12 protein-coding genes are annotated in these 24,036 nt (G+C 59.6%); 4 read left to right on the forward strand and 8 right to left on the reverse strand.

The features are described 5' to 3' along the window. The first annotated feature begins 83 nt into the window (after positions 1–83). Both metA and WA845_RS22110 read left to right on the forward strand, forming a co-directional pair. On the forward strand, positions 84–1,010 hold the full coding sequence (gene metA, locus WA845_RS22105; RefSeq protein WP_022556978.1) for a homoserine O-acetyltransferase MetA: 927 nt from the start codon (positions 84–86) through the stop codon (positions 1,008–1,010). A gap of 76 nt (positions 1,011–1,086) precedes the next feature. Then, entirely contained in the window at positions 1,087–2,106 is a 1,020-nt protein-coding gene (locus tag WA845_RS22110) for an aldose epimerase family protein (RefSeq protein WP_112553136.1), read from the forward strand. A 15-nt stretch (positions 2,107–2,121) separates the two neighbouring features. Here the strand turns inward: WA845_RS22110 and mtgA are convergent, their stop codons facing one another. Continuing rightward, positions 2,122–2,832 carry a monofunctional biosynthetic peptidoglycan transglycosylase gene (mtgA, locus tag WA845_RS22115; RefSeq protein WP_034500053.1) on the reverse strand — a complete coding sequence of 237 codons (711 nt, stop codon included), beginning with the start codon at positions 2,830–2,832 and terminating at the stop codon, positions 2,122–2,124. A gap of 174 nt (positions 2,833–3,006) precedes the next feature. Between mtgA and WA845_RS22120 the strand changes: the two genes are divergently transcribed. Then, on the forward strand, positions 3,007–3,921 hold the full coding sequence (locus WA845_RS22120; RefSeq protein WP_112553134.1) for a farnesyl diphosphate synthase: 915 nt from the start codon (positions 3,007–3,009) through the stop codon (positions 3,919–3,921). Between the two features lie 31 nt (positions 3,922–3,952). Here the strand turns inward: WA845_RS22120 and WA845_RS22125 are convergent, their stop codons facing one another. The 6 genes from WA845_RS22125 to WA845_RS22150 all read right to left on the reverse strand — a co-directional run bounded on the left by WA845_RS22125 (position 3,953) and on the right by WA845_RS22150 (position 12,483). Further along, positions 3,953–4,615, reverse strand: coding sequence for an OmpA family protein (locus WA845_RS22125; protein WP_004443979.1), 663 nt, complete (start codon positions 4,613–4,615; stop codon positions 3,953–3,955). Positions 4,616–4,681: 66 nt separating this feature from the next. After that, positions 4,682–5,932 carry a flavodoxin-dependent (E)-4-hydroxy-3-methylbut-2-enyl-diphosphate synthase gene (gene ispG, locus WA845_RS22130; RefSeq protein WP_004443981.1) on the reverse strand — a complete coding sequence of 417 codons (1,251 nt, stop codon included), beginning with the start codon at positions 5,930–5,932 and terminating at the stop codon, positions 4,682–4,684. Positions 5,933–6,052: 120 nt separating this feature from the next. Next, entirely contained in the window at positions 6,053–7,243 is a 1,191-nt protein-coding gene (locus tag WA845_RS22135; RefSeq protein ID WP_004443984.1) for an MFS transporter, read from the reverse strand. 33 nt (positions 7,244–7,276) lie between these two features. Next, positions 7,277–8,056, reverse strand: coding sequence for a DeoR family transcriptional regulator (locus tag WA845_RS22140; RefSeq protein WP_112553132.1), 780 nt, complete (start codon positions 8,054–8,056; stop codon positions 7,277–7,279). Positions 8,057–8,178: 122 nt separating this feature from the next. Next, positions 8,179–11,640, reverse strand: a complete 3,462-nt coding sequence (gene pyc, locus WA845_RS22145; protein WP_337322576.1) for a pyruvate carboxylase — start codon at positions 11,638–11,640, stop codon at positions 8,179–8,181. Between the two features lie 105 nt (positions 11,641–11,745). Further along, the gene (locus WA845_RS22150; RefSeq protein WP_004443990.1) at positions 11,746–12,483 is read right to left on the reverse strand and encodes a helix-turn-helix transcriptional regulator; all 738 of its coding nucleotides are present in this window, start codon (positions 12,481–12,483) and stop codon (positions 11,746–11,748) included. Positions 12,484–12,817: 334 nt separating this feature from the next. Between WA845_RS22150 and WA845_RS22155 the strand changes: the two genes are divergently transcribed. Next, positions 12,818–14,584: a glucan ABC transporter ATP-binding protein/ permease gene (locus WA845_RS22155; RefSeq protein ID WP_004443992.1), complete on the forward strand. Its 1,767-nt coding sequence runs from the start codon at positions 12,818–12,820 to the stop codon at positions 14,582–14,584. A gap of 526 nt (positions 14,585–15,110) precedes the next feature. Here WA845_RS22155 and WA845_RS22160 read toward each other — a convergent pair. Continuing rightward, positions 15,111–23,606: a GH36-type glycosyl hydrolase domain-containing protein gene (locus tag WA845_RS22160; protein ID WP_112553126.1), complete on the reverse strand. Its 8,496-nt coding sequence runs from the start codon at positions 23,604–23,606 to the stop codon at positions 15,111–15,113. Positions 23,607–24,036 lie beyond the last annotated feature (430 nt).

Here is a 24,036-nt window from a genome sequence, read left to right on the forward strand (position 1 = left end):
TTCCTGGGACCGGTCGCGATTTCCGCTGCCGGTTTTTTTGTTTTCGCAACGTTCTTTACGTGATCCGGAAAAGAGAGTTCGACATGCCGATCAAGATTCCCGATACGCTTCCCGCCTTTGAGACCCTCGTTCACGAGGGCGTGCGGGTCATGACCGAAACGGCGGCCATCCGGCAGGATATCCGCCCGCTCCAGATCGGGCTTCTCAACCTCATGCCGAACAAGATCAAGACGGAAATCCAGATGGCGCGCCTCGTTGGCGCCTCGCCGCTTCAGGTTGAGTTGTCGCTCGTGCGCATCGGCGGTCATCGCGCCAAGAACACACCGGAAGAACATCTCCTCTCCTTCTACGAGACGTGGGAAGAGGTGCGTCACCGCAAGTTCGACGGTTTCATCATCACCGGTGCTCCCATTGAGCTGCTGGACTATGAGGACGTGACCTACTGGAATGAAATGCAAAAGATTTTCGAGTGGACGCGGACCAATGTCCATTCGACCCTCAACGTCTGCTGGGGCGCGATGGCCGCCATCTATCACTTCCACGGCGTGCCTAAATACGAGCTGAAGGAAAAGGCTTTCGGTGTTTACCGCCACCGCAATCTTTGCCCCTCGTCGATCTACCTCAATGGTTTTTCGGACGATTTCCAGGTTCCCGTGTCACGCTGGACGGAAGTGCGCCGCGCCGACATCGAAAAACATCCGGAACTCGAAATCCTCATGGAGTCGGAGGAAATGGGTGTATGTCTGGTACATGAGAAGGCAGGCAACCGTCTCTATATGTTCAATCATGTCGAATATGATTCGACATCGCTTTCGGAAGAGTATTTCCGCGATGTTCACGCCGGCGTGCCGATCAAGCTGCCGCATGATTATTTTCCGCATAACGACCCCGAACTCGCGCCCCTTAACCGCTGGCGCAGTCATGCCCATCTGTTTTTCGGAAACTGGATCAACGAGATATACCAGACCACACCGTATGAACTCGAGGCCATCGGCCAGCTGGCGGCCTGAATTTGCGGGATTGCGAATTGCCGGGAAATGACGCAACGTCCGCCCGGCAATTCATGGCAACCGGGAGAATGATGTTATGAGCGACGGGGCAGCACGGGAGAATTTTGGTTTCACGGCAACGGGCGAAAAGGTCGAGCGTGTCACCATTTCGAAAGGTGGGCTTACAGCGAAGGTCATTACCTGGGGTGCCGTCATCCAGGATTTGCGCCTTGAGGGTCACCAGCCGCCGCTCGTTCTCGGCTTCGACAAATTCGAGGATTATAAATATTCCTCCTATTTCGGCGCCACACCCGGCCGTAACGCCAACCGCATCGGCAATGGCAGATTTTCGATCGACGGTCACGAATACCAGCTGGAGCTGAATGAAAAGGGCGTAACCCACCTGCACGGCGGCAGCGACGGCATGGGCAAACGCAACTGGATGCTGATGGAACACGGCGAAAGCCACGCGGTTCTGCAGATCATCGACCCCGATGGCCGTGCCGGTTATCCCGGCAACTGCACGGTCACAGCCACCTACACGATCCGTGACGGCGGCGTGCTGTCGGTGGTCTATGAAACGGTGACCGACAAGCCGACCATCGCCAACGTGTGCCAGCATTCCTATTTCAATCTCGATGGCGCCGGCACCGCACTTGGGCATGAGATCAGCATCGCGGCTGACTTTTACCTGCCCACCAACGACAAGCAGATACCGACCGGCGAAATCCGCTCCGTCGAAGGCACCGTCTTCGACCTTCGCCACCCGACGCCGATGCGGCGCAGCGAAAATGGTGAGCAGGTTCTCTACGACCATAATTTCTGCCTTTCGCCCGAGCGCCGCGCCAAGCGCAAGGTCGCCCGCGCTTATTCTCCAGCCTCTGATATAGCTCTAGAGGTTCACACCACCGAACCCGGTGTGCAGTTTTATTCGGCTTTCAAACTGGACGTTCCCGTTCCGGGCCTCGATGGCCGTCACTACGGTCCCTTTGCCGGTTTCTGCCTGGAAACGCAGATCTGGCCGGATGCCATCAATCACCCGGATTTTCCGCATGCCATACTACGGCCGGGCGAAACGCTGCGCCAGGAAACCGACTATATTTTCAAGAAGGGCTGAAGCGGCGCGCTGGTATCAATCCAGCACGCAGCCGACATAGCTGCCCGAGGCGCGGGCGCGGCGCTCGATAAGGCCGGCGAGCCTCTGCAACCCGCGCCCCGGCTTGCTGGCCACACGATCAATGGGATTGGGAAGCGAAACGGCCAGAAGTGCGGCCTGTCGGGAACTGAGCTTGGCGGCCGGCACCTTGAAGTGGTGCTGGGCGGCAGCCTCGATGCCGTAAATACCCGGTCCCCATTCGGCGACGTTGAGATAAATCTCCATCATCCGTTTTTTTGACCATACGAAATCGGCGGCAATCGCCAGCGGCAATTCCAGTCCCTTGCGCAGAAACGAACGACCGTTCCATAAAAACAGGTTTTTGGCCGTCTGCATCGGGATGGTGCTGGCGCCGCGCGTCGCGGCCCCGTCGAGCGCATTGCTGACCACGGACTGCATCTGGTTCCAGTCAACCCCGCCGTGAAAACAGAATTGCCCATCCTCGGACATCATCACCGATTGCACGAGGCGCGGCGAAATATCCTCTAGTGGCACCCAGCGCCTGTCATAGCCTTGCAGCGTGACCAGATCGGCAAGCATCAGCGTCGACACGGGCCGGATGAAGGGCAACGCATAAACCGGAATCAGCAGATAAGGCAGGATGAGCAATGCCAGCAAGGTCATGATGATGCGCTTGGCCAACGTGCGAAAATCCACCTTCGGACTGCTCCGGTCTTCCGCCAGCATGGCGTAATCTGCGTCGCTTTCAGGCGTACTGCTCACTATCCGTCCCCGCACCCCACGCCAATTGAAGCCTTTCATAGTCCATTGCCGTCTTCAAGGCGAGTCCGGCGCGACAGTTGAGTTGGGGAATCACGAAAAGGTTTGCCTGCATTCGCGCGGCGTGCCAAAGAGCGCGGCATGGACGCTCAGATGACGAATTTCGAAACACGGCTGCGTGAGAACGCCGCCAGGACCGAAGCCCTGCTTGGCCGCCTGCTCTCCGGCGAGACACGCGCGGACGAGATCGCGCGTCCGCAGAACCTGCTCGAGGCCATGCGCCACGGCGTGCTGAACGGCGGTAAACGCCTGCGGCCCTTCCTCGTCATCGAAAGCGCCGCACTCCTCGGCGGAGATGGAGAAGCTGCGCTTTTTGCCGGTGCCGCGCTGGAATGCCTCCATTGCTATTCGCTGGTTCACGACGATCTGCCGGCTATGGATGACGACGACCTGCGTCGTGGCCAGCCAACGGTGCATCGCAAATTCGACGAGGCGACCGCCATCCTCGCTGGCGACAGCCTGCTGACGCTGGCCTTTGATATCATTGCATCGGAAGGAAATCCGCTCGCGGCCGGGCGCAAGGCCGCGCTCGTGCTTTCGCTTGCCCGCGCAGCGGGCATCGGCGGCATGGCCGGCGGGCAGGCGCTTGATCTCGCCGCGGAAAAGAACGCACCGGACGAAACCGGCATTATTACATTGCAGGCTATGAAAACCGGCGCACTGCTGCGCTTCGCCTGCGAGGCGGGCGCAATCATCGCCGGTAGCGATGATTGCGAAAGGCAGAGGCTACGCCTCTTTGGAGAAAAAATCGGCCTCGCCTTCCAGCTGGCAGACGATCTCCTGGATTTGACGGCCGACGCCGCCACCATGGGCAAGGCGACCGGCAAGGATGCCGCACGCGGCAAGGGAACGCTGGTGGCGCTGCGCGGCCAAGACTGGGCGCGTCGCAAACTTCAGGAACAGGTGGCAGAGGCCAGCGAACTCCTGGCTCCCTATGGCGAAAAGGCCGCGATTCTCATCGCGGCCGCCAGATTTATCGCAGAACGAAAAAGCTGAGTGGGTTTTCCCGCTCAGCCTCTCCAGTCGATCAGCCCTTGAGCGGCGAAATCAACACTTCCACACGGCGGTTTTGGGCGCGACCATCAGACGTTGCGTTCGAGGCGATGGGCTGCGAAGGCCCAAAGCCAAGTGTTGAAATGCGTCGTTGATCGACACCGCGTGCGCCGAGATAGTTGGCAACCGACGCGGCGCGGCGTTCCGAAAGCCCCTGATTGTGGGCGAGGCTACCGGTCGAGTCGGTATGGCCGTTGATGTCGATCAGCGTGCGGTTGAACTTGTTCAGCACGATCGCAACGGAATCGAGCGTCTGATAGAAGGGCGGAATGACCTGATCCTGATCCGTGGCAAAGGTGATATTCGACGGCATGTTGAGAACAATGCTGTCGCCACGGCGGGTCACCGAAACGCCGGTCCCCTGAAGCTGCGCGCGGAGTTCCGCTTCCTGGCCATCCATGTAATTGCCGATGGCGCCGCCAGCGAGCGCGCCGATGCCGGCACCGATCAGGGCAGCGTTACGGCGTCCGACCGGCGAACCGCCCACAGCCAGACCGCCGAGCGCACCGACAACAGCGCCGATACCCGCGCCGCCGGCCGTGTTCGACATCTTCTGCTCGCCCGTATAGGGATCGGTGGTGGTGCAGGCGGAAAGATAGGTGCCACAAAGGGCGACGATCGCGATTTTTTTGATCATGTGTTTTGATGCTCCGAAAGGGTCAGGAGGTATGACAGTGGAATTGCGGCCTTTTCACGCTACTCGTTACTCCGCCGCGTCTTTCCGGCCAAAACGCTTTTCGATGTAATCGGTCACAAGCGCTTCGAAATCAGCGGCTATGTTGGGGCCACGCAGGGTGAGGGCTTTCTCCCCGTCGATGAAGACCGGCGCCGCCGGGCTTTCGCCCGTTCCGGGCAGCGAAATGCCGATATCCGCGTGCTTGCTTTCACCGGGACCATTTACGATGCAACCCATGACGGCGACATTTAATGCCTCGACGCCGGGATATTTTTCACGCCAGACCGGCATATTCTTGCGGATATCGTTCTGGATGTTCTGGGCCAGTTCCTGAAATACCGTCGACGTGGTACGCCCGCAGCCGGGACATGCCGCAACCACCGGAATGAACTGACGGAAACCCATGACCTGCAGCAATTCCTGCGCCACCTGCACCTCGCGGGTGCGGTCGCCATTCGGCTCAGGCGTCAGCGAAACGCGGATCGTATCGCCAATACCATGCTGCAACACATAACCCATGGCGGCGGACGAGGCGACGATACCCTTTGAACCCATGCCGGCTTCCGTGAGACCGAGATGGAGGGCGTGGTCGGAGCGTTCAGACAACATCGAATAGACGGCAATCAGGTCCTGCACCTGGCTGACCTTGGCCGAGAGGATGATACGGTTGCGCGGCAGGCCGATCTCTTCGGCAAGCTCGGCGGAAATCAGCGCCGACTGAACAATGGCCTCCCGCGTGACCTGACGGGCGGAAAGCGGAAAGCCCTCTTCCTTGTTCCTGTCCATCAGCGTAGTCAGCAATTCCTGATCCAGAGATCCCCAGTTGACACCGATGCGAACGGGCTTGTCGTAACGGATCGCCGTTTCGACGATCTCGCCGAACTGCTTGTCCTTCTTGTCCTTGAAACCGACATTGCCCGGATTGATGCGGTATTTCGCCAGCGCTTCGGCGCAGGCCGGATGGTCGGCCAGAAGCTTGTGGCCGATATAATGAAAATCACCGACCAGCGGCACATCCATCCCAAGACGCAGCAGCCGTTCACGAATTTTCGGCACGGCGGCCGCACTCTCATCACGGTCTACGGTGATACGGACGATTTCCGAACCGGCCCGGAACAGCGCCGCCACTTGGCTGACGGTGGCGTCGATATCAGCCGTATCGGTATTGGTCATCGACTGCACGACGACGGGTGCGCCGCCACCGACGATGACGCCGCCGACGTCTACGGCTACGGAGGCGCGGCGGGGCTTCGGGTCGTAATCGGCATGTGACGTCATGGCGGTCTCTGGAGCTTGCGGCAAGGTCTTGCAATTGAGGTGAAACAAGGGGGACTTCTTGTCAACACCCAACGCGCTGGAGCTTCTACTTTACCGCAATCATGGCAAAATTCGATACGCCTATTCCTTGCCCGCACCGTCGGCATGACGGGCGAGCCGCGAAAGTAGCAGAACCACCACATGCAGTAACGGGAGAAACAGGAAGACGCTGGCGAGACCGGTATGTTCCGCAATGAAGCCAATCGCCGATGGCGCCACCAGAATGCCGGAATAACCCATGGTGGTGACGACCGAAAGGCCGATTCCCGGTGCCAGACCCGGCATATTGCCCGCCGCCGAGAAGGCAATGGGCACCATGTTGGAGATGCCGATGCCCGCAATCGCGAAGCCAACGATCGCGATGGTGGAATTTCCCGCAATACCGGCGATAAGAAGACCGATAATCGACATGGCCGAACAAAAGCGCAGGGTCGTCACAGCCCCGAAGCGGTCGCGCACCAGATCGCCGGCAAAACGCATGGCCGCCATGGTCATCGAGAAAGCCGCAAAGGCGAAGCCGGATTGTGACACCGAAGCTCCGAGCTCGTTGCGCAGATAAAGAGCGCCCCAGTCGAGGATTGCGCCTTCCGGGATCATCGAGAAAAGGGCCATCAGGCCGATGATCCACGGCAGCGGCGTCAGCGGCAGGCCGCCTTTCGGGCGCTCTTCCTCCGGGTGCGGACGATCTGCAAGCACACGCGGCCATGCCACGATCAGCAGCACGAATGCGATGACCGTCAGCGCAATGGCATGCCCCTGTACGCCGATGGCCGTGATGAGATAACCGCCGAGACCGGCCCCGATGAGGCCGCCGAGGCTCCAGAAAGCGTGGCAGGATGACATGATGGCGCGGCGCATATCGCGCTCAACCGCTACCGCATTGGCATTCATGGCGACATCCATCGCTCCCGTCAGGCCGCCAAACAGGAAAACCGCGATTACCCCGGCCCAGACGGTTCCCGCCCAGGAAATGAAAAGCAGTGTGGGCAGAAAGATCGCCGCGGTCACGAGACTGACCGTCCGGGAGCCAAAACGGGCGATCTGCGAGCCGGCGATCGGCATGAAAACCAGCGAGCCGATACCGAAGACCAGGATGATGAGACCAAGCGCGCTTTCACTAAGGGAAAGACGCGCCGCAAATTCGGGAATCTTGGGCGCCCATGATCCCATCATGAACCCGTTCATCAAGAACAGCAGGGAAACGCCGATACGATGACGCGTCAGATAGGACGAGCGTGCACCCGTCTGCGAAAATGTGGTGGGGCCATTCATCGGCTATATCCTTCAGACTTGACCATGTGAAAATCAGGCGACGGCATCGTCGCCGCAATAAACGTCTACGCCTCGGCTGGACACGCCCTCGACCAATACGCGGTCGGCATCCCGTTCCAGCACAAGGGAAAGCGGCGGGGAAAAATCATGCACGTGGAACGCTGCCTTATGCCCCAGCTTCTCGGTGGTGATTGCAGCGACAATCCGCTGGCTGGCGCTGCAAGCGAGCCGCTTGAAAACGGCATCCTCGAAGACATCGGCCGACAGGCCGGTCTCGACAGCGACACCACAGACCCCGAGAACACAGAGATCGGGTCGCATCAATTCGAGCTGCCGCAGCGCCATTGCATCGATTGCCGCACCAACGGCGGGATCAACCTTGCCACCGATCAGTACGAGATCGATATCCGCCCGCCCCGTCAGTTCGGCGGCAATGGCGGGCGTGTTCGTCACCACCGTTACATTGAGACCAGCCGGGATCGCCCTGGCAATGGCGAGGTTCGTCGAACCGGCATCGATGAAAACGACCATGCCCGGCTTGAGAAGCGGGACAACGGCGCGGGCCAGCAGAGCCTTGCGGTCCGCATCCTCGGCGATCCGCGTCTTCAGCGGCACCGTCTTGCCATCCGAGAGCAGGGCGCCGCCATAAACGCGCATGCATTCCCCACGGGCCGCCATCTCTCGCAGGTCGCGGCGAACCGTGTCTTCAGAAACGCCAAAGTTTTGGGCGAGGTCCTGCGCCAGCACACGGCCGCTCTGCCGCAACTGTTCGAGGATGAGCGCCTGCCGCTCGCTGACGAAATGATCACTCATGCAGACTCATGCATAAACAGGAATAAACGTGCATGAACATGCATATTCGAGTTTCCGGGGAAGCGCAATAAAAAACGCCCGCCGGGAAGGCGGGCGTCTGACTGTTCAATCGACGACTGTATTTATTCCGCGTAAGCGATCAGTAGATCCTTCGCATCGATCTGGTCGCCTGGGCGCACCAGAACTTCCGCGATCTTGCCATCCCGCTCGGCGTGAAGCGCCGTTTCCATCTTCATCGCCTCGATGGAGAGCAACACATCGCCAGCCTTGACCTCCTGGCCTTGATTGACGAAGACGCGGCTGATGACACCCGGCATCGGTGCCCCGACATGCGACACGTTGCCAGGTTCGGCCTTGCGGCGCACGGCAGAGCCGGAAGCACCATGCGTCCGATCCGGCACCTTGATACGGCGCGGCTGACCATTGATTTCGAAAAACACCGTCACCATGCCCTTGTCGTCAACGCCGGATGAAGCCTGATTGACGATGACCAGCGTCTTGCCGCGCTCGATATCGGCAAACAGTTCCTCGCCATCCTCCATTCCGTAGAAATAGGCATGGGTGGGAAGCACCGAGACCGGACCATAAGTTTCGGCGGTGAGCGCGAAATCCGTGAATACCTTCGGATACATCAGATAGGACGCGAACTCGAAATCATCGACCTTGCGCTCCAGCTTGGTCTCGATGGTCTTCCGTTCGGCATCGAGATCGGCATCCGCCAATAGTGAACCCGGACGAACGGTATAGGGCGCTTCGCCCTTCAACGCTTTTTTCTGCAAGACTTCCGGCCAACCGCCGGGCGATTGTCCGAGATCGCCCTTCAGCATGGAAACCACGGACTCCGGGAAAGAGACCTCGCGCTCGGGATTCTGTACGTCGGCCACTGTCAGATCCTGGCTGACCATCATCAGCGCCATGTCACCGACGACTTTCGAAGACGGCGTCACCTTGACGATATCGCCGAACATCCTGTTGGCATCGGCGTAAGCCTGCGCCACTTCGTGCCAACGGCTTTCGAGACCCAGCGAACGCGCCTGCTCCTTGAGGTTGGTGAACTGACCACCCGGCATTTCGTGCAGATAGACTTCCGACGCCGGCCCCTTGAGATCGCTTTCGAAAGCCGCGTACTGGTTGCGCACGGCCTCCCAATAGAAGGAAATGCGGCGAATCCATTCGGTATCGAGGCCCGTATCGCGTTCCGACCCGGCAAGCGCTTCCACGATCGAACCAAGGCACGGCTGCGACGTATTGCCGGAGAAGGCGTCCATCGCGGCATCGACAGCGTCGACACCCGCATCCACGGCGGCAAGAACCGTCGCTGCCGCAATTCCTGACGTATCATGGGTGTGGAAATGGATCGGCAGACCCGTTTCTTCCCGCAGCGCCTTGAACAGAACCTTGGCGGCAGCCGGTTTCAGCAGGCCCGCCATATCCTTGACGGCAATAATATGCGCGCCTGCGCGTTCCAGTTCCTGGGCGAGATTGGTGTAATATTTCAGGTCGTATTTCGGACGCGCCGAATTGAGGATGTCTCCGGTGTAGCAGATGGCCGCTTCACAGAGCTTGTTTTCCTCCGAGATGGCGTCCATCGAGACCCGCATATTCTCCACCCAGTTCAGGCAATCGAAGACACGGAAAAGATCAATGCCGCCCTTTGCGGCCTGACGGACAAAATACTTCACGACGTTGTCCGGGTAGTTCTTGTACCCGACGCCGTTTGCCCCGCGCAGAAGCATCTGCAGCAGCAGGTTGGGAGCACCTTCGCGGATCAGCGCCAGACGCTCCCACGGGTCTTCGGTCAGGAAGCGCATGGAAACGTCGAATGTCGCACCGCCCCAGCACTCCAGCGACAGAAGCTGTGGCAATGCTTTGGCATAGGCGCTGGCGACGCGGGCGATATCATGGGTACGGACACGGGTCGCAAGCAGCGACTGATGTCCGTCGCGCATCGTCGTGTCCGTGACGAGTACCCGCTTTTCGTTGCGCATCCAGTCTGCGAAACCCTTCGGGCCGAGCTTGTCCAGCAACTGCTTGGTGCCGTCGGGCGTCGGCGCATCGATATAGGGCACGATGGGCTTTGCCGCCTTGTCCGAGGGCCTTGCGCGTCCCTTGGTTTCCGGGTGGCCGTTCACGGTCACATCGGCGAGATAGGTCAAAAGCTTGGTAGCGCGGTCCTGCCGTTTGACCTGGGCAAAAAGCTCGGGCGTCGAATCGATGAAGCGCGTTGTATAGGTATTGTTGCGGAAACTGTCATGGCCGATGATGGCCTCTAGGAATGTGAGGTTGGTCGCCACGCCGCGAATACGGAATTCGCGCAAAGCGCGATCCATACGGTTGATCGCCTCGTCAGGCCGCGGCGCCCAGGCCGTCACCTTCACAAGCAACGGATCATAGTAGCGGGTGATGACAGCGCCAGTATAGGACGTGCCGCCGTCCAGACGGATACCGAAGCCTGAAGCGGAGCGATAAGCGGTGATACGGCCATAATCCGGAATGAAATTGTGTTCCGGGTCTTCCGTCGTAATGCGGCACTGAAGGGCGTGGCCATTCAGGCGGATATCCTCCTGCCTCGGCACCCCGGATTCCGGCGTGCCGATGGCGGCGCCTTCCAGAATGTGAATCTGTGCCTTGACGATATCGATACCGGTGACGACTTCCGTAACGGTATGTTCCACCTGAATGCGCGGATTGACCTCGATGAAGTAGAATTTGCCGGTGTCGGCATCCATCAGATATTCGACCGTGCCTGCACCGATATAACTGGTCGCGGCGGCGATCTTCAGGGAATAGGCGGCCAGTTCCTGACGTTGCGCTTCCGACAGATAGGGCGCAGGCGCACGCTCGACGACCTTTTGATTACGCCGCTGAATCGAACAATCACGTTCGAACAGATGCACGACATTGCCGTGCGTGTCGCCGAGAATCTGGCTTTCGACGTGGCGCGCACGCTCGACCAGCTTTTCGAGATAGACTTCGTCCTTGCCGAAGGCGGCCTTGGCCTCGCGCTTGGCTTCCGTCACCTCGCGAGCAAGGTCTTCCTTTTTGCGGATGGCGCGCATGCCACGGCCGCCACCGCCCCAGGAGGCCTTGAGCATGACGGGATAACCGATCTCCTCGGCCATACGCTCCACTTCCGCCATGTCGTCCGGCAGCGGGTCGGTGGCGGGAACGACGGGAACGCCAACCGAAATCGCCAGATTACGGGCGGCGACCTTGTTGCCGAGCTGGCGCATCGTATCAGCCGTCGGTCCGATGAAGGTGATGCCCGCCTTGTTGCAGGCCTCCACGAATTCGGGGCTTTCAGACAGAAGACCGTAACCGGGATGAATCGCGTCCGCTCCGGAGAGCTTCGCAACGCGGATAACCTCCTCGATCGAAAGATAGCTCTCGATCGGCCCCATATCCTTGGCGAGATGCGGCCCCCTGCCGACCTGATAGGACTCGTCCGCCTTGAAGCGGTGCAAAGACAGCTTGTCCTCTTCCGCCCAAATCGCAACGGTTTTAATCCCGAGCTCGTTGGCTGCCCGGAAAACGCGGATCGCAATTTCGGATCGGTTGGCAACAAGTATTTTCGATATTTTCAAGACGGTCTCCCCACACGCCAAAACAAAATTCTGCTGCACTGCGGAATTAAGCAGCAAAACCCGGTCTTGGAAAGGGCAATTCCGGCGAGAACTGTTCTGTTTGCGCTAGCTCAGCAAGCCATGGCGGAACGCGAGTGCGACGGTGTGCTGCCGGTTCTTGGCGCTGAAACGACGCTGAATCCCGTTTATATACCAGTCGACCGTATGGTTGGAGATGGATAGCTTGCGGCCGATCTCCGCCGATGTCATGCCATCCGCCATCAGCGCCAGCACTTCCGTCTCACGCCGTGTGAGCTCAAGAGCGGAACCGTCTGGAATATTGCTGAGATCATGGGCCTGACCTGAAAGATCGAGCAGGCGCCAGAAGACCGCCCGGGTCGCTGCATCGAGCAGTTCCACCTGCAAGGAGGGCAATTGCCGGTCCTGTCCACCTATGAACACGGCACCTATGAATCCCGCCCGTCCATGCACGGGAAAAGCATAACCGCCCTGCAAGCCGTAACGGCCGGCATCGTGGAAAAACACGCTCGCCCTTTTCCGATGCATGGCGCGGGGAAGCCCCTCCAGCGCCTCTTTCCAATGAAAGGGTTTGTGCACCATGCCGATGACTTTGCGGACGGGATCGACGAGGTTGTATTTCTTGGCCCTGTAGACCTCTATCCAGCCTTCCGGCAAATGTTGCGCAAGGATTTGGCCGGTGGAGGCCAGCTCGCCGGTCATGCGTCTGCTGACAAGGAAATATTCGAAACCATATTCCCGAATGAGCGTTGCAAATTCTGAACGCACACGTTCGGCGTTTCCCGCCTGGTAACACGCAGAGATGAAGTGAAGAATATCATGCATAAAGACACATGGTCCGGACTTGGCTTGAAGGGGATGACACGAAGGACATGGTCCCGCGATGACGTCATGTTACTCGGGCGCCGGTCGGGTGAGATTGAACATATCGTCGTTAGCAATCCCTGAAACGAAGATGCGAAATCTTGTGACGGCAGGCCCCGGGAAACACCTGGAGGTTTTTTCGGTTCGCATGGCGGCCAATCTGTTAAGCCGCCATTCAGACAGAAAGAGCGATAATTACACAAAATTCGCCGTCTCATGCAACCTTGCTAAAGTAGCATCGTATTGAGGCCGAACAATCAACCGCTCGAAAAGACGCCCGGACTGGATTGAAAATTTGACCTTGTTTCAGGTTTACACACGCGCTCTGCGCTATCTGACCGTTCATAAATGGCGTGTGGCTGTCGTCGTCATCGCCAACGTCATTCTTGCAGCGATCACCATTGCCGAACCCGTGCTGTTCGGCCGGATCATCGACGCCATTTCTTCTGGCTCCAATGTCACGTCCATTCTCATATTGTGGGCGGGATTCGGCGTCTTCAACACCGTGGCTTACGTAGCCGTCGCCCGCGAAGCCGACCGGCTGGCGCATGGCAGGCGCGCTTCGCTCCTGACGGAGGCCTTCGGGCGCATCATCTCGATGCCGCTTTCCTGGCACCATCAGCGCGGCACGTCCAATGCCCTGCACACCCTCCTGCGCGCCAGCGAAACGCTCTTCGGCCTATGGCTGGAATTCATGCGCACCCATCTCGCGACCTTCGTTGCGCTGGTGCTGCTTGTGCCCACCGCCATGTCCATGGACCTGCGCCTCAGCTTCGTGCTGATTGGCCTCGGCATCGTCTACTGGTTCATCGGCAAATGGGTGATGGGCCGCACCAAGGATGGCCAGGCTTCGGTCGAAGAGCATTATCACAGCGTTTTTGCCCATGTCAGCGATTCCATCAGCAACGTTTCCGTGCTGCACAGCTACAACCGCATCGAGGCTGAAACCAAAGCGCTGAAATCCTTCACCGAAAAGCTGCTAAGTGCGCAATATCCCGTGCTCGACTGGTGGGCCTTTGCGAGCGCTCTGAACCGCACGGCCTCCACCGTTTCGATGATGATCATTCTCGTGATCGGCACCGTGCTGGTGAAGAACGGCGAGCTGCGCGTCGGCGATGTCATCGCCTTCATCGGTTTCGCCAATCTCCTGATAGGCCGTCTGGACCAGATGCGCCAGTTCGTGACGCAGATTTTCGAAGCCCGCGCCAAGCTTGAGGACTTCTTCGTCCTCGAGGATTCCGTCAAGGAACGAGAAGAACCGGGCGATGCCCGTGAATTGTCGAATGTCTCCGGCACCGTGGAATTCCGCAATGTCAATTTCGGTTTTGCCAACACCAAGCAGGGCGTTCACGATGTCTCCTTTACGGCAAGGGCCGGCGAGACGATCGCGATCGTCGGACCGACAGGTGCCGGCAAGACGACGCTCATCAACTTGCTGCAGCGGGTCTATGATCCCGATTCCGGCCAGATCCTGATCGATGGGACCGATATTTCGACGGTGACGAAAAATTCGCTCCGCAACTCCATCGCCACGGTTTTTCAGGATGCCGGCCTGCTGAACCGCTCGATCCGCGAAAATATCCGCCTTGGCCGTGAATCGGCCACCGATGCCGAAGTGGTGGAAGCAGCGGCGGCCGCTGCGGCGACGGATTTCATCGACAGCCGCATCAACGGCTATCTGACCCAGGTTGGTGAACGCGGCAACCGCCTGTCCGGCGGCGAGCGCCAGCGTATCGCCATCGCCCGTGCGATCCTGAAGAACGCCCCCATTCTGGTTCTCGACGAGGCAACCAGTGCACTCGACGTGGAAACCGAAGCCCGTGTGAAGGCCGCAGTGGATGCGCTGAGAAAGAACCGCACGACCTTCATCATCGCCCATCGCCTTTCCACTGTCCGCGATGCCGATCTCGTCCTGTTCCTCGATCAGGGCCGGATCATCGAAAAGGGCACCTTCGATGAGCTAAGCCAACGCGGCGGTCGCTTTACCTCCCTGCTGCGCACCAGCGGCCTGCTGACGGAAGACGAAGGCCAGCAGCCCCGGCCAAAGGCGATAGCCTCCTGAGGCTCAACGAATGGAATGCCAAAAGGGCGGGCACTGTCGTGTCCGCCCTTTTTCGTTGTCTGCTTCGAAAATATCGGGACATCACGAAGCTTCTACCTCAGTCCCCCAACCGTCTTATTCACCACCGAATTTTTGCAGCCGTTGTGCTGAGAAGCTCAATTTCTCGGTCGATCTCGTTCGGAGCTTGCGGCTTGGAAAACTCTATACCCCGCCGCGCTGTCTGCGTTGCATCCAGCGCCTCACGGGTGATGCTGTAGCCACGGGGGACCAAGAAGTCTCTGTACAGCATCTGCCCTTCATGCGTCGGAAAATATGCGAAATGGTCTATCGGTCTCGATTTGCTGCCATCGTGCCTTTGCTTCGCATTGACCGCCCGTTGAGCGTTCTTGCCGGCGCTGTATCGCCGTACAGGCGCCATGCCCCAAACGCCAAACAACATCGAAGGCGGGGAACCTCCCAACAAAATTCGGGCCCCTGCGTCACCGCAGGAGCCCGACTTAAAAAGCAAACCGAAGGCCCGCCCGTCTCAGTCGAAGGGGATCACCCTCTCGCCGGCCGCCAAGTCCTTGCCATCGACAGACACCGAAATCTCCGCCGTGCCAGGCTTGCGGCTGACGGCAATGTCTCTAGCCTTGCCGTCGAGCGTGATCTTCACCGAGAAACCGCTCCAGTCATCCGGCAGCGACGGTGAAATATGCAGCCTGCCGTCAATGCGGGTGATGCCGAGAATACCCTCGACAGCGGCACGGTAGAGCCAGCCGGCCGAGCCGGTGTACCAGCTCCAGCCGCCACGGCCCGCATAAGCGCCTTCACCGTATACATCCGCGGTCACCACATAGGGTTCGACCCGATAGGTTTCCGACGCTGCCGCATCGAGCGCGTGGTTGACCGGGTTGAGCAGCTTGAAGCAGTTCCAGGCCTCCTGCGCCCTGCCCTGCTTGGCAAGAGCGAGAACCACCCAGGTCGCCGCGTGGGTATATTGTCCGCCATTTTCGCGCACACCTGGCGGATATCCCTTGATGTAGCCCGGATCGTGCGGCGCACGCGAGAATGGCGGCGTGAATAGCCGGATGATGCCGGTCTTTTCATCCACCAGATGCTCCATGACCGCATCCATTGCCTGCCGCGACCGGGCCTCTTCGCCTTCGCCGGAGAGAACGCTCCAGCTTTGGCCGAGCGAATCGATCCGGCATTCCTCGCTTCCGGCGGAACCCAGCGGCGTGCCGTCGTCGAAATAGCCGCGACGATAATAGCTGCCATCCCACCCTGAGGTTTCGAGCGCATTGCGCAGTTTTTCGCGGTGCGAGGCCCATCTGCCGACCCGATCCGCATCACCGCGCTTTTCCGCAATTTCAATGAAATCGCGCAAGGCGCCGGAAAGGAACCAGCCGAGCCAGACACTGGTACCCTTGCCGCCAACGCCGACGCGGTTCATGCCGTCGTTCCAGTCACCGCCGAGGATCAGCGGCAGACCGTTCTCCCCGGTGCGATGAATGGCAAGATCGAGCGCCAGCGCCGCGTGTTCGTAGAGCGTCGCGGATTTGTCGCTGGTTTCCGGCTGGAAGAAAGCGTCGTGCTGGCCGGGCATCAGCGCCGGCCCCTTCAGGAATGGAATGCTCTCATCCAGAATGGCGATATCGCCGGTCGCCGAAACATACTGGTTGATCGCATAAGCAAGCCATACCACGTCGTCCGAGATAGTGGTGCGGACACCGGCGCCTGTCAGCGGCAGCCACCAGTGCTGAACGTCGCCTTCCGGGAACTGCCGGCCGGCTGCGCGCAGGATCTGCTTGCGAGCGAGATCCGGCTGGTAGAGCAGGAACGCCAGGGTATCCTGAAGCTGGTCACGGAAGCCGAAGGCGCCGCTCGACTGATAGAAGGCCGTGCGCGCCAGAATGCGGCACGCCAGCGCCTGGTAGGGCAGCCAATTGTTGACCATGTGGTTGAAGCCGGCATCCGGCGTGGACACCTGTAACTGGCCGGTAAAACCGGTCCAGAACGCCTTGCTTTCCTCCAGCACGGACTGGAAATCCACACGGCGGACATCCTTCACCAGCGCCTCGGCCTCTTCCGCATTATCGGCATCGCCCAGAATGAAGGTCATGTGTCGTTCTTCGCCGGGCTTAAGGTGGATTTCCTGCATCAGCGCCGCACAGGGATCGCCGTCAACCTCGGTGCTGCCGCTGAGTGCGTTACCCGACACGATCGCCTGCGGAGCCTGTGCCGAACCAAAGCGGCCAATGAATTCCCGACGACTGGTAGTGAAACCGCTCGCCTCCGTATCAAGCGTCAGGAACGCCGTGCGTGCGCTGTAGTCGATGCTGTAGGGGTTCGACGCGAAGATTGCGTTGTTGCCCGCATCATGTCTGCTCAGAATGAACGGCGCTGATTTCTGTCCGTTATTGCCCAGCACCCATTCGACATAGGCATAAACCTTCAGCCTGCGGCTTTTGGACCCTTTGTTGCGAACGATGACCTGCGAGAACTTGACCGGCTTTTCACGATCGACGGTCTGTGTCACCTCGACTTCAAGTGTGTCGGCAACGCCGGTCAGGATGGAGTAACCCAGGCCGTGACGGGTTTCGAACATGGCTTCTGGATCACGCGACAACGCGGCACACGGCGTATAGAGCTTTCCTGTGTCCACATCGGCGACATAGAAGGCCTCGCCCGGCCGGTTGATGACAGGGTCATTGCTCCACGGTGTCAATTGATAATCGCGCGAATTGCGGCTCCAGCTGAAACCTGCGCCTTCGGCCGAAATATGGAAGCCGAAATTCTCGTTCGAGATGACGTTGATCCACGGATGCGGGGTGGACTGCCCACCATGGAGACGCACCACATATTCCTGTCCGTTCCTGGCGAAGCCGCCGAATCCGTTCCAGAAATCGAGATCGCCCGCGTCTTCGACCGGCTCCGCAACCGGGAAAGCCGGGACCGGCAGACGGGCCTGTGCGGCGTCGCTTGTGCCATCGGGACCACGATGGGCCGCAAACAGCGATACCGCGCGGTTGATCTGGTCCACGATCTTGCCGTTGCGCACATGGAGTACAACGCGGGAAGCGGCCAGAAGCGCGCTCCACGTCTCTTCATCCATCAGGTCACGGCGCACGGAGAAGACGTGCGGGCGACCGCCATCGGCGGGATTGATGCGGCGTTGTGCTTCGGAAATATGATCCAGCGCATGCTGCATGTCCTGCGCGTAGGATGCGGCCCGTTCGTTGACGATAACGAGATCGAAGATCACGCCGCGCGAACGCAGATATTCATGGGCACTCAGCGCCTCACGGGCGATGTCCATGTCCATATCGTCGTTGATGCGCAGGCTGAAAATCGGGAAATCGCCGGAAATCGCAAGCGGCCACAAGGCGCGCTGCGAAGCGAGTCCTGTTTTCAGCGTTTCCGAATCCGCACGCAGATGCATGTCGGGATAGGTCAGATATCGGCCGAGATGCTGGAAGGCGGCCGCCTGCTGTGAGGTGACGCCCACATGGCGCATCTGCACCTGTGTACGCGTCCAGGCATGAACGAGTTCATGCGCGAAAGCATCAGGATGACGATAACGGTCGATCGCCTTGTCGACTTCCTCGCGGCTCGGCGCGGCAATCGTCCAGAAGATCACGCTCACCTTCTTGCCTGCCGGCACGCGCACGGTGCGTCGCAGCGACAGGATGGGGTCGAGCGTGAAGCCGTCAGTGCTGGAAAGCGTCGCACCGGCATCGAAAGCCGCCGCTTCGCGCAGCGAACGGCCACGACCGATGAATTTGGCGCGATCCGTCTCGAATTCCGTCGGGCGCGACGGGCCGGCATTATCGGCGGCCAGATGCGCAATGACGGTGCCCGGCTCGTTCGGGCTGCGACGGTTGCGCCAGGCGCGGATGACGTCGCCACGCCGGCCGATCTCCGTCTGCACGAACATGCGCGAGAAGAGCGGATGGGCGTTGTCGTCATCCTCAGACGCAATGACCGGCTCCATATAGGAAGTCACTTCGATATAGCGATCCTCGGAACCGACATTGAGCAGGGTGACGCGGCGGCCTTCTGCATCGTGCTCGGTGGCGACGATGCATTCGACAACGCTCTGCAGGTCGCCGGTGGTCTTGTGGAACTCGGCCTTGTCGTCGGTGAAGACTGTCTTGGTCTTTTCACCCTCGAAGACACGCGGCTCCGCAGTCGCACTCCACCATTGCCCGTTGGTGGTGTCGCGCAGGAAGATGAAGGTGCCCCAGCGGTCTTCGGTCGGATCGGCCTTCCAGCGGGAAATCGCCTGCCCGTTCCATTTCGAATAACCTGCACCCGTCGAGGTAAGCATAGTCGAGTAGTGACCATTTGACAGGAACACCACCTCACGGTCGCGTACCGCCGGATCGGCAATGGAACGCACTTCCGCCCGCAGCAGGTCGGCCTGTTCCTTGCCGGGGGTCTCCGGCTCGTATTTGGCGCTCATGACCGGCACTTCGCGCGGCGCCTTTTCCTGCAGCAGCAGTTCAGCCGCCTCGATCACCGGATCGGAATGGAAGAGCTCGCGCAGCACGCCGTCAAAGGCGACGTTGGCGACGGCCGCAATCGACATGCCATGGTGGTGGGCATAATAGTTGTAGACTACCGCACAGACCTTGCCATCCGGCACACGCGTTGGCGTGAAATCCACCGCATCGTGGAAACCATACTGGCCAAGTGCGCCAAGCTTGCGCAGCTTGTCGAGGTTTTCAAGTGCACCATCCGGATCGTATTGGCTGGCGAGGATCGATGCATAGGGCGCGATTACCGCATTCTGGCCAAGGCCACGCTTGAGGCCCAGCGTCGGCACACCGAAGTTGGTGTACTGGTAGTTCATGTTGTGATCGCGGGCATTAAACGCCGCTTCGGAAATGCCCCATGGCGTGCCGAGACGGCGACCGTGATTCATCTGTTCCTTGACGATCAGATTGTTGGTCTGGTTGAGGATACCCCCCTGACGCTCCTGCATCACAAGCGGCGGCATCAGATATTCGAACATGGAGCCCGACCAGGACACCAGCGCGCCCTGCGCACCGATCGGCACGACCTGACGGCCAAGGCGGTACCAGTGCTCAGTCGGCAGATCGCCCTTCGCGATGGCGAAGAGGCTGGTCAGACGGCATTCCGACGCCAGAAGGTCATAGCAGGCCTCATCCAGCTCCTTGCTTTCGACGCGATAGCCAATGGACAGAAGGCGGCGATCCTTGCGGTAAAGGAACGTGAAATCCATCGAGAAAGCGAGATTGCGGCTGCGGTCGCGCAGCGAAGCGAGACGCTGGCGCAAGGGCTCGACATTGGTCAGGTCGATGGCGCTGTCGGAAATATGGGCTTCGCAGCACTCGACCAGCAACTGCGCCCAACGCGTCACTTCCGTGCTCTGTGTGGACTTCACCTCGTGGTCGACATTGGTGGCGAGCTTCTGAATGTCACGCGCAAGCACCGCCAGATTGATGACGCGAATGGAGGCGAATTCGTGCTCGCGCTTGACGGATGCCAGCGCGTTCGAGAAGCCGATGATACGCTCTTCGAGACGGCGATGCAGCGGCCGCAGGTTCTTGCGGTCGTCGGGCAAGGCCTTCAGCGTTTCGCGCAGAATACCGGCCACGTCGCCGATACCGTCGAGGTTGCCCTGAAGATGCGCCGACGGCGCTTCCGCCCAATCGCGGCAAGCGGAAGAAACCGCAATCAAATGGCCAGCGAGGTTGCCGCTGTCCACGGCCGAAACGTAACGCGGTCCAAGCGTCTGCAAGGTATCGGTGTGATACCAGTTGTAGAGATGGCCACGATATTTTTCCATCTTCTCAACGGTCTGGATCGTGTTCTCGATGCGCTCCAGCGTGTCGGCAAAGCTGATCCAGCCAAACTGACGCGCGGAGATGACGGAGAGCAAATAGACGCCGATATTGGTGGGAGACGTGCGCGAGGCAACGATCGGCTCCGGCGTCTCCTGGAAATTGTCCGGCGGCAGGTGGTTTTCCTGCGGTGTCACGAAGGTCTCGTAATAACGCCAGGTACGGCGCGCGATCTTGCGTAGTTCGAACGAGACGTGCTCGGAAACGAACAGCCGGTCTTCGGTCTCGGCTGACTGGCTGACATACCAGGCAACGGCGGGCGACAGCACCCACAGCAGCGTAAAGGGAATGCCGATCAGGAAGGCATTGTCGCCCGGCAGCGCCGCGAACAGAAGGCCGAGCATCGCCACAACGGGGGCGTGCCACATCTGACGATAATAATCGATGATGCTGCCCTGCGCACTGGACTGGATACTGGCGGCGGTGCGCCATTCCAGCATCAACTTGTGGCTGACGAGCAGGCGGTAGAGCGAACGCGCAATCGCATCTGTCATCATGCAGGCGGCATCGGCGATGAAGACGATTCTCAGCGCGACTTGCGCATTGGTGGCGCGGATTTCAGACCAGATGGTGTGGAAATGCGCCTGCGGCACGATGTCTGTCGAACGCGGCACAAGGCCGGAAAGCAGCGAAAGCGTCGGTGCAACGAAGAGCGAGAAGATCAGCAGGATCTGCCAGATCAGCGCCCCGAGCGGATCCATGAAATACCAGCCGAGGATCGAGGCGAAGAACCAGGCGATCGGCGTCAGTGAGCGACGCAGATTGTCGACCATCTTCCACCGTCCGATAGCGGTGACGCCGCGGGCGCGGTCGAGAATATAGGGAAGCAGCTGCCAGTCGCCACGCGCCCAGCGATGCTGACGCGAAACTTCCACCTCATAGCGCGTCGGGAAGTCCTCCACGAGCTCCACATCGGTCACCAGCGCGCAACGCGCAAACGAACCTTCAAGCAGATCGTGGCTGAGGACGGAGTTTTCTTCGATACGGCCCTTCAGCGCCGCCTCGAAAGCATCCACGTCGTAAAGACCCTTACCGGTGAAGGTGCCTTCGGAGGTCAGGTCCTGGTAAACGTCGGAAACCGTGAAGACGTAGGGATCGATACCGCGGTTGATGGAAAAGACACGCTGGAAAACCGAAGCATCCTTGCCCGTGGTCAGGGAAGGTGTGACGCGCGGCTGCAGCAGACCGTAACCTTCGACCACCCGACCGGATTCAGGATCGATCCTGGGGCGGTTGATCGGATGGTGCATCTTGCCGACCAGCTTCGTCACCGCATCGCGCATCAGGCGCGTATCGGCGTCCAGCGTCATGACATATTTCACACCTTCCGGAATTATATTCGCGCCGCCGAGGAACGTCGTGTCCTTGTCGCCGCGCAGCAGCATGTTCAGCTCATGCAGCTTGCCGCGCTTGCGCTCCCAGCCCATCCAGCAGCCTTCGGCCGGATTGTAGATGCGACGACGATGCAGAAGGTAAAATCGTGTCTTGCCGTCAAAGGCGTAGCGGCTGTTCAGTGTTGCCAGCTCGCGCTTGGCATATTCGAGTATCTCAAGATCATCCTCGGACTGCTCGTATTGCGCGTCGCGCCAGTCGCTCACCAGCGAGAAATAGATCTCACCATGCGGATTGGCGAGATAATGCACCTCGATATTGCGCATCATCTCGTCAACGCTGTCGCGACTGGTCAGCATGCAGGGCACGGCGACCAATGTGCGCGCGTCCTCGGGAATTCCATTCTTGAACTCGTATCCGACCAGCCGGAACGGTTTCACGAAGAAGGTGACAAGGGTGTTGAAGAGGCCGGTCGCGCCCTCCGAGGCGGGCAGAGCGAACATCAGCAGGAAAGCGGTGACAACATACCAGGGCATGCCCGCTTCGGCGAGGAACCACCCGACCGCCAGCATGGCGACCGCGGTGATGAGAAGCACCGGCGCTGCAATTGCCAGCCAGTTGAACTTCCGCATCGCCCGGACGATACGCTGCGATACCAGGGGCCGGTATCCCAGCGCCTTTTCGAGCTCGAAACGACGCTGACCCACCAGCACGGAGCCGACATTGACGGGATGCGTCTCGTCCGCCCCTACGGGCATATCGGTACGCGCCATTTCGACAGCGGCACGGGCGACCTCAACTTCGGTCTTGGGAGAACGACGCGCCAGAAGTTCGATGGTATTGCGGTAGGTGTTCCGGGAGCCGAAATCGAGCGTTTCGTAATCGGTTTCTTCGCGCAGAACCTTGTCGATATGGCTGACTTCCTCGAACCACACCGACCATTCGGTATCATCGATCTCGCGCAGGCTCTTGACGATGTTGCCCATCGTCACGTTGCCGGAGGCAAGGCGATTATGCTCCGACATCATCACGTTTTCAGCGTCGGTGCCGGCAGCGTGAAGACGCTCTTCGAGCCAGGCAACGGCAAAACCGGAGGTCTGCGAACCGTTCCGGAGACGATAAAGGAACTGCGTCGCAAAAGTCGGGTCATCGACCAGCGAATCGACCTGCTTGAGAAGTGCTGCCGACGCTTCCGCATCGTTCAGGCGGATAATCTCGTCGACCACCTCATTCGCCTTCTGGCGCATGCGGCGCGAACGCTCCACACGGATGGAGATGCGGCGAAGATTTTCGATTAGGACAAAACGGATGATCGATGGCAGCGCCCACAATTCACCGATCTGCAGCGTCTTCGAGGTCTGGTAGCCATCCACCAGCGCCGTCATGTTTTCGCGCGATACCGTGCTGTGGGTATGGGCGACATAAAGCCAGCCGAGCGCCATGACCCGCGGGATCGTCACGCCGCCCACCGTCATTGTCGGCAGCTGGCGATAGAACTTGCGCGGAAAATCACGGCGGACTTCCTGGATCGCCTCTTCGATGACGTAATGGTTGTCGAGAAGCCATTCCGCCGCTGGCGTTATCGTCGCGCCATTTTCCGCGTCGACCGCCGTTGTGCGATAGACCCTGAGGATTTCCTTTTCATTCTCGCGATGACGCTCGAAGAAATCGAACTCCATGAAGCCGGGAAGGCTGTCGGCGCCATCGCGGGAAAGCGCGGCGCCCGCATCATGCAGTTCCTCGACCGTCATATAGGACGCGCGGATCGAATCATTATGATCGATCTGCTTCGTCTCGGAATCACGGGCGGCGGCGGTCGGGGTGATATGAAATGACATCGGGCTCGTATTCTGAACTTTATGGAGACTTGTTCGACTTGGCCGGCATTTCGTCCGTGGCGGGAACACACACGAAAATCGGCCACGCTATATTTATGACTTATCCTGAACCTTCGGTGAACCGGACCGGACGCCTGGATGAGAGGACCGTCCGGCAGGAAGGCGCCGCATACTGCTGCACAATGTTTGCAATCTGTTTGCGGGGCTTGAGATCAGCGCGTGCAGGGAGCTTCCGGTGACAGAAAGATCTCATCCTGCGGCCCGGCAACGCCGTTCCGACCGGATTTCGCACCCTCCCCGACGGCGAAATTTGTGCGCGCAACGCCCGATGGTCCCCCGTTGATAACCTGAAGGGCAACACGAAACCGGAACGGTTCGCGCTACATCCGAAAGACGCTAATGCCCCAGGACATCAATAGTTCCATGCCAC

The sequence above is a fragment of the Agrobacterium sp. CMT1 genome (assembly GCF_037203725.1).
Classification (GTDB): domain Bacteria; phylum Pseudomonadota; class Alphaproteobacteria; order Rhizobiales; family Rhizobiaceae; genus Agrobacterium; species Agrobacterium pusense.